This is a genomic window from Criblamydia sequanensis CRIB-18, assembly GCF_000750955.1.
GTDB lineage: Bacteria > Chlamydiota > Chlamydiia > Chlamydiales > Criblamydiaceae > Criblamydia > Criblamydia sequanensis.
The window spans coordinates 163,210-177,532 of sequence record NZ_CCEJ010000003.1 but is presented as its reverse complement, the minus strand read 5'-3'; the positions used below and the strand labels follow the sequence as shown (position 1 = coordinate 177,532).

Genomic DNA, 14,323 nt, shown 5'->3' with positions numbered 1-14,323 from the left:
TAAAGAATTAAGGCCCATTACTTAACTATAAAGGTTAGCTAATGGGCCTTTTCCATTTAGCTAGGATTAACGTTGTAAAACTCTTTTATGGCCTTTATGTCATTTTTTGTAATACCAGCCACATTCAAAAGCATCTCCTCTGTTGCTTCCTGAATTTTCTTAACGCTGCCAAAAGTTTTTAATAAGGCAATTCGTTTCTTTGGTCCAATGCCCTTTATCCTCTCTAAAGAGGATTTCATGGTATTCTGAGCTCTCTTCTTTCGGTGGTAGGTAATAGCAAAGCGATGAGCTTCATCTCGAATTTGTTGTAATAGAAAAAGGAGCGATGAATTCTTTTTTAATATGACAGGATCTTTAACTTCAGGCAAAAATATTTTTTCTTCTGTGCTTCCCTTATCATGGCGAGCCTCTTCTTTTGCAATCGCAATAAGGTTGACGACCACAATATCAAGTTCCCGAAGCACCTTGAGGGCAATATTAAGATGGCCCTTTCCTCCATCTACAATCACTAAATCAGGAAGGTTATTTTCATTTTTGAAACGACCTAAGGCTCTATTTAAAACTTCATAGAAAGCCGCATAATCATCGGGAGAACTTGTGATTTTTAAAGCGTATCGCCGATAACTTTTCTTGGCCGGCATCCCGTCTTGAAAAACTACCATGGAAGCGACATAGTTAGATCCTTGCAAGTTGGAAGTATCAAAGCATACCACCTGTCTTGGAAATTTGGTAAGATGAAACTTTTCTTGCATCTCAAGAAGGATTTTCTCTTTAACCCCTTTTTCATCACGTTCTTTTTTAAAAATAGCAGCCGCGTTATCCTCAGCCATTTTTATACGCGTTTTCCCTTCCCCTTTTTGAGGCCTATGAAGACGCACTTTAAAACCTTTTTGTTCAGATAAAATGGATTCTAAAGAAGCTTTATCTTCAAGAAAAATAGGCAAAAGGATCTCTTTCGGAATCTCTACCCCATTTTCATATAGTTGTAGAAGCAATGAGGTGAGAAGCTCATCTGATTCTTGAATCGTATCTCTAAACTGAAAGGATCTGCCCCCTGTTAATTTACCGCTTCTAAAGAGCATCTGGGAAATGGAAACCTCGCTGCCTTCCCGATAAAGACCGAAGACATCGCTATCTCCGCCAAAGGGTTTATCAACCGATTGATTCTCTAAGGTGGCTTTGATATAACGGATGGTTTTTAAAATTCGGTCGGCCTCTTCGAACTCTAGATTTTTGCTTTTTTCTTCCATTTCTTGAGTCAGTTCACGAAGAATCTCATCATCCCGGCCTTTCAGAAAATCAATCGTTCTATCTACATTTTTTTGATACTCTTCATGGGTGCAAAATTTTACGCAAGGCGCCAAGCACCTTTTCATCCCATAAAGAATACAGGGTCTTGTGCGCCGAACGAATTCCTGATCGCTGCATTGTCTTAGAGGAAAGAGGCGGCTTAAAAGATCTATCGATTTTCTAGCTGCTTGAGCACTGGTATAGGGGCCAAAAAAAGTCCCTTCTTTTTTGGGTGTCCCTTTATATCGAACCACCTGGATCATCGGCCATTCCTGATTCGTGGTTATTTTTAGGGCTAGATACGTTTTATCGTCTTTTAAAAGAACATTGTATCTCGGCTTATGCGTTTTTATAAGGGTATTTTCAAGAAGAAGGGCTTCTTTATCTGAAGCGACAACAATGGTTTCTATATCCAAAACTTTAGAAACAAGAAAAGGAATTGAGTATCTGCCATCCCTTCCGGGCGTAAAATACTGGCGTGTTCGAACCTTTAAGTTCTTTGCCTTTCCGACATAAAGGATCGCTCCCTCACTGCCTTTCATAATATAAACGCCGGGCTTTGCCGGAATTTTTTCTAAGATGGAAAGATCAAATGCCATAGTTTTCTTATATTAATTATAAAGGTTATACACATAGTATTTCAAAAGTTGGAATTCTAGCAAAGAGGTTGCCTGGGATTTAAATCCAAATTACCGGCGGTGAGATGCGCCTGCCTAAAGGCAGCCTTGCTATGCAGCGAGGATTTAAATGCCAGGGTACCGGCGAAAATAAAAACCAACTTTTAAAAGACGCGGTGTACATAAACATTATAGCAGAAAAAAACATTTGGAAGGCAATTTTGATAAGAGAGCAAGTAAAAAACCGCTCTCTTATTGGGCTTAATGTTTACGAATATAAAATATCATTCGCTTCATGGCTTTTTTGCCACTTCACAAAAGAGCTAAAAACTTCAGGCGGCAAAGGCTTTGCCGGACAAACTTCCTCAAAAGTTTCTTGGGCTTTCGCAGCTAGAGTATCAATAACCGATTTTCCAAGGGATGTGAACTCAGCTGACAATCCTTCTTTTTTTTGATCTTTAGACATGTCAGTGATTAGCTTTCTGCAGAAAACAGCTCCGAGTGAGATGGCTACAAACCCGGCCAAGCTCATAATAGATTTAAAAAATTGATTTGCAAAGCCTTCAACTTTTTTTGGCTCCTGTTGAGCCTCTCGAGCTTCTTTTTTTTCATCTACCGGATCTACACCTTGAAAAGGGATAGAAGCGGGTGCACTAGAACCTACGTTATGCATAACGATTCTCCTACTTATATTATTTATTAAACAAATACTCGAATTTTAATAATTCGAAAAAAACAGCATCAACATAATACATCTTTACTGTATTTAATATCAATAGTTAACTATTTTTTGCAATAATTGATTAAGATAATAAAAGGGGATCATCTACCCAAGAAGGCTGCTCGAAGCCTTCCTAGCCATAATTTAAAAAAACGTTTAATATCTTTTTGAATAAAAACCCAGTGCAGGAGGGGGAATAGACCAAAAAATGAAAAAATAATTTTACCTGTTTCAAAAAAGTGAACCAACACCATTTTCCGAGTCACAGACCTCAGATCATAATCAGAAAGAACCCTGCTAGTAGAAGAGATGGAAAATCTGGAAGTTAGAGCCATTCGGCAAAGTAATTCATAGCCTCCCCTCATATCGAGGTCGGTATTGAATTTTCCAACTTCTTTGAAGACATCATTTTTAAACCAACATGATTGTAAACTGGTCGGCTGTTGGCCCCGTTTCAAATAATTAATACTAAGAGGCCTGTAGAGAATCTTAGCTTCTTTTTTTCCGTCTCTCAGAAGAGCCCCTGAATAAATAAGATCAGGCAATTCATTTTGAATCGCAAAGCCCATCGCATGTCTAAGGGCGTGTCTTGAAATATAAAAATCACCCGGGAAGAGAATGGAAATATATTGGCCTTCCGCTTGGGCGATTCCCTTATTAATAAGCTCATAACGTTTATTGCCCGCAATGGAAAAAACCTTGATTCGATCGTTTTTTAAGCTTTTAATAATCTCAACTGTCCTATCAAGTGATCCACCGTCTATCACGACGAGCTCAAAATCAGGGTATTGCTGATCAAGGACGCTTTCAATAGTGATAGAAATTAACTGGGATGAATTGTAGGTTGGCAAAATGATGGTCGCTTTTGGGTATTCGTAATCTGCAAATTCAAATTCCCGATCCTCTAAATTTTTTTTTAATAAACTTAGGGATTGTTCTCTTTTGGGCGAGGGTTTATTTTTTTTATCCATAAATTAAAAAGATTTTCTCGTTAGATACACTTAGTTTTTGTTATAATAAATATTCACGTTTTAAGAAATAGAACTATGAGATCCTACTATCAAACACAAAACCGCAAAACGCCTTCTCTTCTAAAGCGTTTGATCCTTATCACAGCTCTTACGAGCATTTTTTCCTCGCTTTTCGAGATCTTTATTCATGAAGTTTTTCGAATCGTCGGACCGCAAACCCTTTTAAGTCTAAACCCTCTTCTTGTTGCGAAAGGACTTATTTACCAACCTCTTAGCTACTTGTTTGTTTACGGTCAAATTGGCGAGCAAATTACCTTTAGCTGGCTAATTGGCCTTCTTATTCTCCTTTATTTTTTGTGGGTCGTAGGCGGAGATCTCATCGAACGGGTCGGAGCTAAACAATTCCTTTTATTTTATCTTGGAAGCGGTGTGTTTTCCGGGACTATGGTTTGCCTTTCTGCTTACATTTTTGGTCTCAGCGGGACAATTGCAGGCCCCGGAGCTTCCATTCTCGCAATACTTGTCCTATGGTCTATGTTTAACACTGATAGTAAACTTTTCGTGTTCTACGTCTTTTCCGTCAAGGTCAAATGGCTTGTCGCAATTACTATAGGGTTATTTTTATTAACGACACTTAACGCCTATGATATCCTTTATTTTATATCCTATGTTTCCGGAGTTCTTTTCGCTTGGGTCTACGGCCTCTTTGTTTGGCAGCTTCAAAGCCCTTTTAAAATTTTTAATCCCCTTGAAAAGGTCCTTATAAAAATGTCCGGCAAGATTACTTCTTTTTTTAAAAGAAAGGAAAGCAAAATAATTGATATCAGGACCGGTGAGGAAATTAATGATGATGATCGATTCATGGATGAAATGCTCGAAAAAATAACTAAAAAAGGAAAAGCCTCCTTAACCTTTTTTGAAAGACTTCGGATGCAAAGGATTTCAAAGAGAAAAAATCGAACCAAATAATCAAAACTATATATTAATGGGAAACAAGGATGCTTGATTTTTTTGGGGATTTTCTTAGGTCTTCGGAAAAGACGCTTTTAGAGGAAAAAAAAAACTCTTCATTTCCTCTTACAGAAGTTCCTAATGAGATTACCCTTCTATTTATATATAAATTGGCAGAGCAAGCGAATGATCAAAAAGAGCTTATTAAAAATTTATTTAACACCACTCTTATCTTTTCAGGAAGTTTAAAAAAAGACCCTTCCCAGACAATGAAGACCATCTCAGCTCACATATCCAGTTTTGTTGAGGAGGGTTTGATTCATTATTGGAATTTAGGTAAGCCGGTAGAGGCCCATAAAAAACTTAAATCTCTTTTTTCCCGAGAAGGAACTCGCATAAAAAAACTTACTCTAAATCAAATTTCTGAAAGTCTTTTTCTTTTAAAGGCCTGCCCTAATTTGAATTCCTTAAAAATTTGTGGGTGCTTTGATGAGATTTCTCTAAAGATTCTAGGGGATTATAAATGTGCAACCACACTTCAAAAGCTAAAAATCGCTTCCTTCCTATCTCTAAATGAGAGCGGTTGTGAAAGTTTAATTAAATTTACAGCTTTGAAAGCTCTTGAACTGCGGTATGCGGGTGTTGAAATAAACTTAAGCAAACTTAAGCTGTTGTCTTTGGAGAAATTGAGCCTAAATCTATCCATAATAGATGAAAGAAATTTAAATGGATTAAGTACTCTTACAACCTTAAAAAAATTGACGCTAGGCAAAGTTCCATGCGAAAGGTTCGTTTCATTTTTCTCCTCTCTAAAGTTAAGTCATTTAAATATACGTTTAACTAATTTTCAACCCGAAACCGTGACTGTTTTAAAGGATTCTTTAACCCTAAGAACTTTAGATCTTGGTGAGACTAATATCTCACATAGCAGCTTAGAAGGTCTTTGTAAGCACCCCACACTTCAAATCTTAAGACTTTCCAAAAACCCTTTTATTAAACCTATTATTATTAAAGCAATTGAAGCCTCAAATCTTTTAAAAGTGACTTTTGAAACTTGTCTTCAAATGAATAAAGACAGTCTTTCATCTTCTTCTTTTAATATTGAAGAGAAAAAGAAATGGCATTTGGAAATTATTCGAAAAAAGGATTAAACAAGAGACTTAAGTTCGCTTTCTAAGAGCTCTTCCAAACTTTCCCCTGTTGCGATTCGCTCAATTAAAGGAGTAAAAGTGTCTATATACAGGGAAATTAAACCAAGAAGACACATGAAGGTATTTTCATTGATTTTCTCATTAGGCTTAAAAAAGACGGTTTTGTAAAGAATCTGTGTGTTGATTTCATCTAAAACAAAGCCTGGAGCCTCTAGGGATTTGTTTATAAAATTCATTAGTCGCGCAAGATCAGGCAGGCTATTTGAGTTAAAAGGGATGTCTATAAGAGTATAAATATGAATAAAAGACTCAAGGGAGGTTTTTTCATCAGATAGAGGAAACCCAAAAACCTCCTCATCTATTCTTAGGTGGAGGATTTGACTTTTTTCGCCGGGAAGCTTGATTAAAAGCTCTTCATCCGCCTTGTTATATTCTGTCAAAAAACCATAACTTTCAGCTATTTTTTGATACCCGGAAAATACCTCATTCATACCTTAACCCTTGATTAAAAAATTAATAAGGAAAGCTCTTCTATTTTCAGGTGAGTAGCCTTCTGTATTCACACCGGCTCTTTTAAGAAACTCAACTATGGATTCATCCGAGTTTTCATCTCCGATAGAAGCTTCAAGCTTCTTTAACCGCTCTTCAAAGCTTTTCGCATCTAACCCTAACGTTCTAGCTTGTGTTTGAAAGGTATTTCTCGTTTTCTTTGCCTTGTCTTGCTGCAAACGAAGGTCTTGGTATTCCTGTCCGAGCCTTTCAGATTCCGCATCCCTCCTTGAGACCATCCCCATAGGGTCATCATAGAGCTGATTGAGGGCACTTTCTTCCCTTGCAGCCATGATCATATTTTCAGGGATATTGCTAAAAGCATCTTTTGAATAGGTCCACATCTTTCCTATAAGATTTAAAGCGCCTGTCATGGGGGAGGCTAATGCTGAAAACCCTAAACCTAAAGTACCGGCACCTACCCCCCAATAAGATCTGGCCTCGTCATTTAATTCCATTTCTTTTCCGGAAAGATCTCTTGTAAAGGCATCCGCCAAAAGAAGGCTTTGGCTTGCGTAGCAAAGATCTGAAAGATAAGAAAATCCCTTGCCTAAAGCAATCCCTTTTTCTTGGAGTTCGAGTTCATAAATTTTTTGGTCATAATAACCGATTTTAAGGTCTAAAAGTTGATAGAAAGAGGAGTCTTTATCAAGCCCGTCTCTTAAACTTTCAAGTTGCTCCTTAAGTGCTGCGCCTTGATTTCTGGCAGACACGATCAGTTTCCTTGTTTCTTCCAAATCTTTTCTGGCTTCTATATTTTGATAAATGGTTAAAAGCGTATTTGCGAATTGAGTTCCGGCAAAAACTCTGTTTGGAGATAATAAGCTTGTAAATTCACTTGAACCCATTTTTGCATGGTCTATTCCTATAAACATTTTTTGTAAAAATAAAGCTCCGCTTTGTTTTATCTCTATTGTTTCCCTAGCTTTTGCAAACTCAAGCTCTTTAACTAACTTGTCTTCCTTTATTGAAAGCTCCCTTTTCTTTACCGGATCTTTCTCCCCGCTTATTTTTTCTCTTGCTAAAGCAATCTCTTCTTCGAGCTCAGTAATGATCTTGCGTCCTGTTAGAGCTTGCGCAGCAAGTTTATAAAGAGCTCCTTGCGTACTGAAGGATACAAGGAAATCTGATCCTTTATCCAGCAAGGGAAGGCTTTCCTGAATGAGCGGGCTATCTGAACCCTCAAAAGTTTTAGTAAGAGAGGAAAGTGTGGTCCCGGCAGTAGCGGTTTGGGGTAAAATCTCTAGAAAGGGGGTGCTTTTTCTCTCCTTACTTTCTAATTGCACCTTTTCTTTTAAAAGTGAAATCGTTTGTTCTTTTGTTCGAAAGAGTAATTCACTAAAAATTTCAGCATGGATCTCGCTTTTAAATTGATTTAAAGAGGCTAACTGGACGGGGGTCAACCCCTCCTTATTCTTAAGTTGATAATCTGCCCCATTTTCAAGAAGGGCATTAACAAGAGTATAATTTCCTCTTAAAATAGCACTATGAAGAGGCGTATTTCCTTCTTCGTCAGGAAAGTTAACCTCCAACTCATGTTTTAAAATGATTTGAGATAGGTCTTCAATGTTTAGCGAAACATCAGAATTGGCAAGGTAAGGGAGAATCTGATCCTCGTCCTTGATGCTTTTAATGATATCTTCCAACGAGGATTCCTTATTGAGAAAGTACTCCCGAATAAGCGGGTCTTTAACGTTTTGAATGTACGTTTGAAGAGAAGGATCTTCACGGATTTTTATCAAAAGCTGATGTGGACTTTTGGATTCTCGCTCTAATTTCTCAATAACGTTTGAGAGCATAGACTCGCTGTTCCCCGCTAAAATCAAAAATTTTAGGGATAAATAAACAGATAATGTGGCATCGGACTCTCCTGCATCCTTTAAAAGAGGGAGATCTTTCATCTCTCTCATAAAGATGCTTTTGATTTTTTTAAGATGCTCTTCTTCATTTTGACTAGAAACAACCACCCTTGCTAAATTCCGAAGCCAATCAGCTTTCCTGGCACTATCCAATAAAGCAGGCTCAGATTCTCTCTGGCGATAAAAATTTAACTCTCTTTTAAGAATATTTGAGATTCTCACTTCTTTAGGGTTTTCTAAAGACGCATCTTTTGGTTTATTAACCTCTAAAGATTTAATTTCATTTAAATCCAATTCTAATTGAGCGATATGAGCTTTATATGTATTCCCGCTGATTTTGTTCATATAAATAAACTCTAAGGTTAATTAGAGATAATTATATTATATAAAAACCTGTAAATTTATATAACTAACCAAAAGAGTAAATTAAAATTAATTGTAGCATTAATTAAGATTTGATTTATTATTTATTGACTTATAATAAATAGTTATATAGAATCTTAATTGTATTTAAACAAAATACAACAGCAATTCTTCTACTTAAGATTATTAAAAGATAAGGGTGCGTGACTTTACGCACCCTTTTCTACATTAGAGGAAAGTGATGATAACAGAAGCAAGAGAGAAAAAAGAGATTAAGCCGTCAGCTTACGACCTTCACCTATTTAAAACGTTAATTGAAAAAAGTAAGAGCGGCTTGCAGTATAAGCCTTATACTTCAAACAAACTTAAGGTGTACGCTTATAAAGGCATATTCTTTGCAATATCCCTATTTTTTGTTCTAGTTTCCTTGCATCTTTATACCACAACAATTAGTTGGACAGCTCAATTCATTTTTGGAAGCAGCGGGAATGCCCGGCTTTTCTTTTGCGCCTTAAGCTTTATTTTGAGCGTGTTTTCCTGTTATACAGCTTTAAAAATTGTCCCCCATCGGGAACTTGCTTCCTCAATCATTCGTAATGCAAAGAGAAAAGCAAATCGGCTCTATAGAAAAAAACTTTTTTTCCTAAGTTATCAAAGGATCATTGAAGCTTCTGAAATAAAAGACGCTGAAACGTGTTGGCGATTTGCACTTGATGATGTTCAAGAAGAGTTTGATGAGCTTTTAAATAAATCCCATCTTCTTTTAGACAGGATCTCTATATCTAGAAGGCTTTCGCAATCTGAAAAGGAAAAACTATTTAATGAGGCTCTTGTTGAATTGCAAGCTGAATTATCTGTTATCTTAAAAAACTTTTCAGAAGGAAAGGTCAGGCGTTAATTCTTACGCTTCTCTTTCTCTTTTTAATGCCAAAAAAGCTGCATAAGCAGTTTCAATTCCGGCTAAAACGCCCTCTTCATATCTAAAATGAGGGTTGTTTTCCAGTTCCTGAAAGTCATTAGGCTGCAAAATATCGTCCGGAGTAAGGGTTGGAACAAACCTTCTTCCGAGTTTAAGAAGCACGCTCTTTTGATGAGAGATGATTTCCAAATATTGATTATTGATGGCTTCCCAAGGAGTCATCCTTCAACCCTTTTTTTAATTTTTCAGTTTCAACCCTCCTCTTTTGGAAAAAATCGCGAAGTAAATAAGCGCATTCATTCTCGAGGACTCCGGTTGTAATCTCTATCGTATGAGTAGGGTGGTCTTTCTCAAAGATATTGATAAAGCTTCCATGAGCTCCATGCCGGATGTCTTTTGCTCCATAGACAAGCTTTGGAATGCGAGACAGCATCATCGCTCCGGCGCACATGCAGCAAGGTTCAATAGTGCAGTAAAGGGTGGTGTCCTTCAAACGCCAGTTTTCTACCGCCGATTCACCGATAGTGATGCAAAGCATCTCGGCATGCGCTGTCGCATCTTTTAACAATTCAACCTGGTTATGCCCCCGCGCAATGATACGTCCATTCTTAACCAAAATAGCCCCGACAGGGACCTCACCAAGTTGAAATGCTTTCCAAGCCTCTTTTAAAGCCTCATGCATGAATCGTTCATTATCATTTGAGGCCGCGATTGTGAAAGGAAAAGGAACGGTCATGATTTCCTTACGAAACAAGACAAGCTTCTTTCTTTTCTTCCAGTTTACGCTGAAGCATCGAAATCTGTTTCTTTAAAGCTTCCACATCCTTGTCATATTTCTTCTGCATGCCAAGAAGCTTATCTTTGTATCTTTCTTCTAATCTAGATATTTGTAGTTCATAGGCTTTTTCTTTCTCATTCCAGCTTTCAAGCTCTTTTGCAGACTCATTATTAACGAGATGTTGTTTAGCTTCTTCTATGGCCAATTCTCTAAATTCATCGAAAATTTTCTTTGAAAAAACAACAGAGTTCAAGATCGAGAAAATATAAGAAGTCTGATACCCGAACTTTTGTGAAGCCTGATTCATTAAAGTTTTGCCAAATTCGTCATCTACTTCTTCAAGGTTTTGAAAATCTGCGTTTAAGCCCTTCAACTTTTCTTCAAAAAAGTAATACACATCCGAATGTTTAAAAAGCCAGCGGTTGGCGATAAAATCCCCTAAATTCTCAGCAAGCTCCTTATTTTTAATTGCTGAGGAGTATCCTTGCACCAATTCTTCGCTTGATATCTTATTGATATTCTTAGAGGGAAAATAAGCTTTTAGGAACTGGATGTCTTTTCTCAGATGGTCATTTTTCAAATCTTTTTTTACCTCTAAGACAATTTCATGGAACCAGGGACTAAGGATCGCAAATTTCTCGTGGTTTGTTGCATTTTTAAGCATGTCGTTCACCTTTTGCTTGTTCTTGAATTTAGAGAGAGTCTATAACCTAAAGATCTTGAAGGTCTTTTGTTAACCCTAGGAGCTGCCGAAAAACAAGGCTTAAAACCCCACAGATTGAGTGAGATTTCCTAACCGCAATCCTCCAATCCAAAGGTTTATAGAGGCTCTCTTAAGAGATAAGAATTTACCATTATATCTTCCAAAATTGCAAGAGGATACCATGAGTTTACATGAGGATGAGCATCCTTTTTACGGATACGACATCATAAGAAAGCAGGAGCAGGAAATTGTAGACGGGATCCTAGCTAAATATAAGGGGAGAAAGGCCGATGATACACTGCACAAAGAGATCTGGAATGAACTTCAACAAGCTAAGTATCAGGGACTTTTAAAAATGCCCTTTAAGGTGGTTTTTAGAAGAGACGAAAGCAATCTTTTCCCGACTTACATAGAGGTCATCCTAGATACGAAGGTCTAAGATATTCAAAACCCGAATTTTTCTCATTTCTCCTGAAGCCTTAAGTCTTGCTGAATAAATCCCCAACATGCTATAATCTTTATAAAATCCTTACACATAACAATATTAAACCGGACATCGCCTGTCCATAAAACCCGGGGGGGATTCGCTGAATGTCTCTAGATAAAGGCACTAAAGAGGAGATTACCAAGAAGTTTCAGCTTCATGAAAAAGACACAGGATCTGCTGATGTTCAAATCGCCATACTGACAGAGCGCATAGCTGAGCTGACAGAACACTTGAAGCGTTCTCCTAAAGACCATGCATCACGACTTGCTCTTCTTAAGCTTGTCGGTCAACGCCGCCGTCTCTTAGATTATCTTAACTCTACAGATACTGTGCGTTATCAATCGTTGATCACCAAACTGAAGTTGCGTCGCTGATTTTATTGAATGTATAGTTAAGGCAGCTTTTTAGCTGCCTTTTTTTTATCTTCTAGCATTGCAAAATATCTTTTCTTAATCCACACTAATCTAGCTTCAGGCCTCTAAAGAGACAAACGTAAAAATATCTCTTGATAAGACATGCCGGAGTTTTTAAAATTTCCCTCTAATAAACAAGAGCGAAATCTTAAAATTTTATCAAGGTTATCCTAAAAGGTGTAGAAATCAGAAAATAGGGCTGGAAATCTTCAGGGCTATTTTCTGAATTCTATAACTCCCTTTTAGTTAACCTTTTAACAAAAAAATACCTACGAGGTTAACACTATGGAAAAAAAGAGCTTTTCTGTTGAAGTGGACGGAAAAACCATTTCATTTGAAACAGGAAAAATCGCAAAACAAGCTAATGGATCGGTTCTTGTCAGATCCGGTGAAACTATTGTGTTTTGCGCAGCTGTCGCTGCCAAAACAGTTGGAACTACCGATTTCTTCCCTTTAAGAGTCGACTACCAAGAAAACTTCTCATCGGCCGGAAAAACAGTCGGCGGATTCATTAAACGCCAAGGGAAATCCACACAAAAAGAAATTTTAGTAAGCCGCCTTATTGACCGTCCTATCCGCCCCATGTTTCCGGAAGGATACTATAATGAAGTTCAGCTTCTCTCTTACGTATGGTCTTATGACGGGGTTGTGGCTCCAGAGCCGTTAGCCATATGCGCAGCTTCAGCCGCCCTCTCCATCTCAGACATCCCTTTGCTAAAGCCAATTGCCGGGGTTCGTGTTGGTTTGGTCGGCGGTCGATTTGTCATCAACCCGACCATTGCCGAGATGAGCGAGTCAAAGCTTGATCTTATGATCGCAGGAACAGAAGAAGCTGTCCTAATGATTGAAGGCTACGCCGATTATTTAACCGAAGAAGAAGTTCTAAAGGCAATTGAAACCGGCCACGCTGCGATAAAAATTATCGCACAAGGAATTAAGAAGTGGCAAGAAGAGATCGGCAAACCAAAGGTTTTAGATCAGCTCATTACAATCCCGCAAGAAACAATTAATGCTGTGAACTCCCTTGGCAAAGACAAACTTAGAAAAGCGCTTCGCATCAATAAAAAGCAAGAGAGGGAAATTGCCCTTGGAGCTATCAAAGCGGATACTTTAGCGGCTCTCTGCACGGAATTAAACGATAATAGTGAAGACCCTCTTCATGACCCTGTGTACGTTGAAAAAGCTCATAAGATGCTTGAATCTGAAATGATGCGTGAAATGATCTTGGAAGAGAGCGTGAGAAGCGATGGCAGATCGCCTTTTGACATTCGACCAATAGACATTGAACTCTCCTTCTTACCTAGAGCTCATGGAAGCGGCATTTTCACAAGAGGCGAAACTCAAGCCCTTGCGGTTTGCACCCTCGGCGGCGACAGCATGGCGCAGCGTTTTGAAAGCCTGGAAGGCGAAGATTCCGAAAAATTCTATCTTCAATATTTCTTCCCTCCTTTCTCTGTCGGTGAGACAGGTAGAATGGGACCTCCGGGAAGAAGAGAAGTCGGGCATGGAAAACTCGCCGAGAGATCCTTAATGCCAACGCTTCCTTCTAAAGAAGAATTCCCTTACGTCATTCGATTAGAGTCTAATATTACTGAGTCTAATGGCTCTTCCTCTATGGCCTCTGTCTGCGGAGGATGCCTTGCCATGATGGATGCAGGCGTTCCGATTAAGCGCCCGGTTGCCGGTATCGCTATGGGACTTATTCTTGAAAAAGATAAGTACGTGGTTCTATCGGATATCCTTGGCATTGAAGATGCTCTTGGAGATATGGACTTTAAAGTATCCGGCGATAAAGAAGGCATCACAGCTTTCCAAATGGATATTAAAGTAGAGGGTATTTCCATAGAGATTATGAAAACAGCTCTTTTACAAGCTAAAAAAGGCCGTATTCATATCCTGGAAATCATGCTATCCGCTTGCCCTTCGCATAAAGCTATGTCTCGGCATGCTCCAAGAATTGAAACGATAAAAATTAAGCCAAGCAAAATCGGCGAAGTTATTGGCCCGGGTGGAAAGAAAATCCGTGAGATCATCGAAAAAACAGGTGTTGAGATTAATATCTCAGACGATGGCTTAGTCAGCATCGCCTCCCCTGACCTTGCAAGTATAGAAAAAGCCAAAGAATTCATCTTGGGATTAACTTCCGAGGTAGAAGTCGGCCGCATCTATGCAGGTCGTGTCACATCAGTTGTTCCTTTCGGGGTCTTTGTTGAAATATTACCCGGAAAAGAGGGCCTTTGCCACATTTCCGAGTTTGATGTAATGCGCATTAAGAGCATGGAAGAAGTCGTTAAAGAAGGCGATAATATCCGTGTTAAGGTCATCGACATCAATGAAAGAGGTCAAGTGAAGTTAAGCCGAAAGGCCACGCTTCCTCAAACGCCAACGGCAGCCCCTGCTGCTTAAACTAAGCTTAAAGAGCTTATCTAAAAAGCCGAAAGTTATCAAAGATAACCTTCGGCTTTTTCATTTAAGAGTTACCCCGCATGGCCAAACTTCCTTAGGCGAAACGGCTGCACCTGCAGTTAAAGCTTCTTTTCCGGGTTTTTAC

General features: G+C 38.5%; 14 protein-coding genes. 6 read left to right on the top strand and 8 right to left on the bottom strand.

Features of this window, described 5'->3' with window-relative positions; translation table 11 throughout:
* Positions 1-56: 56 nt before the first annotated feature.
* From uvrC to CSEC_RS02570, 3 genes are all read right to left on the bottom strand, one after another.
* Complete coding sequence (gene uvrC, locus CSEC_RS02580) at positions 57-1,889, bottom strand: excinuclease ABC subunit UvrC (protein ID WP_041016854.1); 1,833 nt, start codon at positions 1,887-1,889, stop codon at positions 57-59.
* Between the two features lie 286 nt (positions 1,890-2,175).
* Positions 2,176-2,580 carry a hypothetical protein gene (locus CSEC_RS02575; RefSeq protein ID WP_041016853.1) on the bottom strand — a complete coding sequence of 135 codons (405 nt, stop codon included), beginning with the start codon at positions 2,578-2,580 and terminating at the stop codon, positions 2,176-2,178.
* A 149-nt stretch (positions 2,581-2,729) separates the two neighbouring features.
* Positions 2,730-3,599, bottom strand: coding sequence for a glycosyltransferase (locus CSEC_RS02570; RefSeq protein WP_079977953.1), 870 nt, complete (start codon positions 3,597-3,599; stop codon positions 2,730-2,732).
* A gap of 75 nt (positions 3,600-3,674) precedes the next feature.
* On the opposite strand from CSEC_RS02570, the gene CSEC_RS02565 reads away from it, so the two are divergent.
* On the top strand, positions 3,675-4,568 hold the full coding sequence (locus tag CSEC_RS02565) for a rhomboid family intramembrane serine protease (protein ID WP_041016852.1): 894 nt from the start codon (positions 3,675-3,677) through the stop codon (positions 4,566-4,568).
* Positions 4,569-4,597: 29 nt separating this feature from the next.
* Positions 4,598-5,701, top strand: coding sequence for a hypothetical protein (locus CSEC_RS02560; protein ID WP_041016851.1), 1,104 nt, complete (start codon positions 4,598-4,600; stop codon positions 5,699-5,701).
* Here the strand turns inward: CSEC_RS02560 and CSEC_RS02555 are convergent.
* Together CSEC_RS02555 and CSEC_RS02550 are read right to left on the bottom strand one after the other, a co-directional pair.
* On the bottom strand, positions 5,698-6,192 hold the full coding sequence (locus tag CSEC_RS02555; RefSeq protein ID WP_041016850.1) for a type III secretion system chaperone family protein: 495 nt from the start codon (positions 6,190-6,192) through the stop codon (positions 5,698-5,700). The two genes, CSEC_RS02560 and CSEC_RS02555, sit on opposite strands and share 4 nt — an antisense overlap.
* 3 nt (positions 6,193-6,195) lie before the next feature.
* On the bottom strand, positions 6,196-8,454 hold the full coding sequence (locus CSEC_RS02550) for an ankyrin repeat domain-containing protein (protein WP_041016849.1): 2,259 nt from the start codon (positions 8,452-8,454) through the stop codon (positions 6,196-6,198).
* Positions 8,455-8,713: 259 nt separating this feature from the next.
* Between CSEC_RS02550 and CSEC_RS02545 the strand changes: the two genes are divergently transcribed.
* Complete coding sequence (locus CSEC_RS02545; protein ID WP_041016848.1) at positions 8,714-9,370, top strand: hypothetical protein; 657 nt, start codon at positions 8,714-8,716, stop codon at positions 9,368-9,370.
* A 3-nt stretch (positions 9,371-9,373) separates the two neighbouring features.
* On the opposite strand, the gene CSEC_RS02540 is transcribed toward CSEC_RS02545, so the two are convergent.
* The 3 genes from CSEC_RS02540 to CSEC_RS02530 are packed head-to-tail and all read right to left on the bottom strand — an operon-like array spanning position 9,374 to position 10,833.
* Positions 9,374-9,613, bottom strand: coding sequence for a hypothetical protein (locus tag CSEC_RS02540; RefSeq protein ID WP_053331708.1), 240 nt, complete (start codon positions 9,611-9,613; stop codon positions 9,374-9,376).
* The gene (gene tadA, locus CSEC_RS02535) at positions 9,588-10,127 is read right to left on the bottom strand and encodes a tRNA adenosine(34) deaminase TadA (protein WP_041016847.1); all 540 of its coding nucleotides are present in this window, start codon (positions 10,125-10,127) and stop codon (positions 9,588-9,590) included. Before tadA ends, CSEC_RS02540 begins: the two co-directional genes overlap by 26 nt.
* A gap of 7 nt (positions 10,128-10,134) precedes the next feature.
* Complete coding sequence (locus CSEC_RS02530; protein ID WP_041016846.1) at positions 10,135-10,833, bottom strand: hypothetical protein; 699 nt, start codon at positions 10,831-10,833, stop codon at positions 10,135-10,137.
* Between the two features lie 220 nt (positions 10,834-11,053).
* Here CSEC_RS02530 and CSEC_RS02525 point away from each other — a divergent pair, with 220 nt between their 5' ends.
* The 3 genes from CSEC_RS02525 to pnp all read left to right on the top strand — a co-directional run bounded on the left by CSEC_RS02525 (position 11,054) and on the right by pnp (position 14,178).
* The gene (locus tag CSEC_RS02525) at positions 11,054-11,311 is read left to right on the top strand and encodes a hypothetical protein (protein ID WP_041016845.1); all 258 of its coding nucleotides are present in this window, start codon (positions 11,054-11,056) and stop codon (positions 11,309-11,311) included.
* A gap of 152 nt (positions 11,312-11,463) precedes the next feature.
* Entirely contained in the window at positions 11,464-11,733 is a 270-nt protein-coding gene (gene rpsO / locus CSEC_RS02520) for a 30S ribosomal protein S15 (RefSeq protein WP_041016844.1), read from the top strand.
* Between the two features lie 324 nt (positions 11,734-12,057).
* Positions 12,058-14,178, top strand: a complete 2,121-nt coding sequence (gene pnp / locus CSEC_RS02515; RefSeq protein WP_041016843.1) for a polyribonucleotide nucleotidyltransferase — start codon at positions 12,058-12,060, stop codon at positions 14,176-14,178.
* Positions 14,179-14,323: the final 145 nt, after the last annotated feature.